Here is a 3,726-nt window from a genome sequence, read left to right as displayed (position 1 = left end):
CATAGCTGGGGAAACCTTGGTCTTTCGGCGTGCGGGTTTCTCGCCCGCATTATCGTTACTTATGCCTACATTTTCGTTTGTAACCGCTCCAGCATCCCTCGCAGGTACACCTTCGACGCAGTTACAATGCTCCCCTACCCCTCATATTAATATGAAGTCACAGCTTCGGTGATATACTTATGCCCGATTATTATCCATGCGGAACCGCTCGACCAGTGAGCTGTTACGCACTCTTTAAATGAATGGCTGCTTCCAAGCCAACATCCTGGCTGTCAATGCAGTTCCACCGCGTTATATCAACTTAGTATATACTTTGGGACCTTAGCCGGTGATCTGGGTTCTTTCCCTCTCGGACATGGACCTTAGCACCCATGCCCTCACTGCGCAGAAACATTTTATAGCATTCGGAGTTTGTCAGGAATTGGTAGGCGGTGAAGCCCCCGCATCCAATCAGTAGCTCTACCTCTATAAAACTATCTACACGCTGCACCTAAATGCATTTCGGGGAGTACGAGCTATTTCCGAGCTTGATTGGCCTTTCACCCCTACCCACAGGTCATCCCAAGACTTTTCAACGTCAACGGGTTCGGTCCTCCACTATGTGTTACCACAGCTTCAACCTGCCCATGGGTAGATCGCACGGTTTCGCGTCTACTACTACTAACTATGGCGCCCTGTTCAGACTCGCTTTCGCTACGGCTCCGGACCTGAAGTCCTTAACCTTGCTAGTAAAAGTAACTCGTAGGCTCATTATGCAAAAGGCACGCCGTCACCCATATGGGCTCCGACCGCTTGTAAGCGTATGGTTTCAGGATCTATTTCACTCCGTTATTCACGGTTCTTTTCACCTTTCCCTCACGGTACTGGTTCACTATCGGTCTCTCAGGAGTATTTAGTCTTGGCGGATGGTCCCGCCGGATTCATACAGGGTTTCACGTGCCCCGCACTACTCAGGATACCACTATCTAAATGCTCTTTGCCTATACGGGACTATCACCCTCTATGGTCGCTATTTCCAAAGCGTTCTAGTTCATTACATGTCGAATATCGTGGTCCTACAACCCCGCACATGCCGGAACATGTACGGTTTGGACTAATCCGATTTCGCTCGCCGCTACTATCGGAATCACTTTTGTTTTCTCCTCCTCCGGGTACTTAGATGTTTCAGTTCCCCGGGTTTGCTTGGCTTGCGCCATGACATATCTTCAATATGCCGGGTTGCCCCATTCGGATATCTACGGATCATATCGTGTGTGCCGATCCCCGTAGCTTTTCGCAGCTTATCACGTCCTTCTTCGCCTCTGAGAGCCTAGGCATTCCCCATACGCCCTTTTCCAGCTTGTCGCCAGATCTTTAATCTATTCTATCTTATTCGTACTCTTTACTTAATAAAGATTCGTGTTTCTTTCTTTTTTAGTCGGTAAAACATTAAAAATGTCTTACCTCCTGTTCCAATATGTCAATGAACGTTGTCGTGAGCCACGATAGGCATTAAATACCTATCTATCTCATCTACGATACTTCGGGAATAAACTAAATTATCCCTAGGCATCGCCCAGTGGAGAATATCGGAGTCGAACCGATGACCTCCTGCGTGCAAGGCAGGCGCTCTAGCCAGCTGAGCTAATCCCCCATTATTAGTCGTCAGTATCAGTTAACAGTTATCAGTTAATTGATGACTATACGTCAACTTGGGATACCCAACTTCTAAAATTTCCTTCAATACTTAATGAACATCCCGCTTAATGAAAAACGGTTTTCTTGTTTGTAGTCCCAGGCAGACTCGAACTGCCGACCTCTACATTATCAGTGTAGCGCTCTAACCAGCTGAGCTATGGGACTGTCCCTACTCTTTCCTCTCGGCAATAAATACCTCGCGAAAAAAGCAATTACTTATATATCATAATTATGGAGATGTAACAATTGAACAATTACTAAAGAAACTATTATTAAATCAAAAGACCGGGACCGTAGTTCCATCTTCACTTCGTCAGGGACTGTCATTAAATGACAATCTCTAGAAAGGAGGTGTTCCAGCCGCACCTTCCGGTACGGCTACCTTGTTACGACTTAGCCCTAGTTACCGATCTTGCCCTAGGCCGCTCCTTACGGTGACGGACTTCAGGCACTCCCGGCTTCCATGGCTTGACGGGCGGTGTGTACAAGGCCCGGGAACGTATTCACCGGATCATGGCTGATATCCGATTACTAGCGATTCCAGCTTCACGGGGTCGAGTTGCAGACCCCGATCCGAACTGTGACAGGTTTTATAGATTCGCTCTGCCTTGCGACATGGCTGCTCTCTGTACCTGCCATTGTAGCACGTGTGTGGCCCAGGACGTAAGGGCCGTGATGATTTGACGTCATCCCCACCTTCCTCACGGTTTGCACCGGCAGTCCCGTTAGAGTCCCCATCATGACATGCTGGCAACTAACGGTAGGGGTTGCGCTCGTTATAGGACTTAACCTGACACCTCACGGCACGAGCTGACGACAACCATGCAGCACCTTGCAAATTGCCCGAAGGAAAATCTATCTCTAGACCTGTCAATATGCATTTAAGCCCTGGTAAGGTTCCTCGCGTATCATCGAATTAAACCACATGCTCCACCGCTTGTGCGGGCCCCCGTCAATTCCTTTGAGTTTCATTCTTGCGAACGTACTCCCCAGGTGGGATACTTATCACTTTCGCTTGGCCGCCCAGGACTCAAGGCCCCGGACAGCTAGTATCCATCGTTTACGGCGTGGACTACCAGGGTATCTAATCCTGTTCGCTCCCCACGCTTTCGTCCATCAGCGTCAGTATATAGTTAGTCACCTGCCTTCGCAATCGGTGTTCTATGTAATATCTATGCATTTCACCGCTACACTACATATTCCGGCAACTTCACTATAACTCAAGACCAACAGTATCAAAGGCAATTTTACAGTTGAGCTGCAAACTTTCACCCCTGACTTATCGGCCCGCCTACGGACCCTTTAAACCCAATAATTCCGGATAACGCTCGGACCCTCCGTATTACCGCGGCTGCTGGCACGGAGTTAGCCGGTCCTTATTCTTACAGTACCGTCAGTAAGCTACACGTAGCTCTTTTTCTTCCTGTATAAAAGCAGTTTACTACCCATAGGGCATTCTTCCTGCACGCGGCATGGCTGGATCAGAGTCTCCTCCATTGTCCAATATTCCTCACTGCTGCCTCCCGTAGGAGTCTGGTCCGTGTCTCAGTACCAGTGTGGGGGATCCCCCTCTCAGGGCCCCTACCCATCGTAGCCTTGGTAAGCCGTTACCTTACCAACAAGCTAATGGGACGCATGGCCATCTTGTACCGCCCGAAGGCTTTAACCACATCCCGATGCCGGGGCGTGGTACCACGGGGCATTAATCTTCGTTTCCAAAGGCTATTCCCCTGTACAAGGTAGGTTCCATACGCGGTGCGCACCCGTGCGCCGGTCGTCAGCGGAGCAAGCTCCCTGTTACCCCTCGACTTGCATGTGTTAGGCCTGCCGCTAGCGTTCATCCTGAGCCAGGATCAAACTCTTCATCGTTGTTTTGTAAATATTCGTCCCAACGAAGTCTTGATTTCTCCCGGCCCCGACTCTCGATTCAATTCCTTATATATACCTTACGATATACTAAATTGTATGTTTCCTTAATTCTTGTTCCTCTCGTTCAGGTCTTCACCCGAACTCGATTCTTATCTCCACAATATTTCAATGAACTTCTAT

Annotated in this window: 2 tRNA genes and 2 rRNA genes; all 4 read right to left on the bottom strand. The window is 48.8% G+C overall.

Going from position 1 to position 3,726, the window contains the following annotated elements:
- Positions 1–1,345: ribosomal RNA gene (locus ACEN2N_RS18870) — 23S ribosomal RNA — on the bottom strand; the annotation flags it as partial.
- A 214-nt stretch (positions 1,346–1,559) separates the two neighbouring features.
- A tRNA-Ala gene (locus tag ACEN2N_RS18865) sits at positions 1,560–1,633 on the bottom strand.
- Between the two features lie 135 nt (positions 1,634–1,768).
- A tRNA-Ile gene (locus ACEN2N_RS18860) sits at positions 1,769–1,842 on the bottom strand.
- A gap of 179 nt (positions 1,843–2,021) precedes the next feature.
- A 16S ribosomal RNA gene (locus ACEN2N_RS18855) occupies positions 2,022–3,546 on the bottom strand.
- Positions 3,547–3,726: the final 180 nt, after the last annotated feature.

The organism is Maribacter spongiicola, from assembly GCF_052119685.1.
GTDB classification, from domain to species: Bacteria; Bacteroidota; Bacteroidia; order Flavobacteriales; family Flavobacteriaceae; genus Maribacter; species Maribacter spongiicola_A.
The sequence above is the reverse complement of the archived record's forward strand: the minus strand, read 5'-3'. Positions and strand labels throughout refer to the sequence as shown.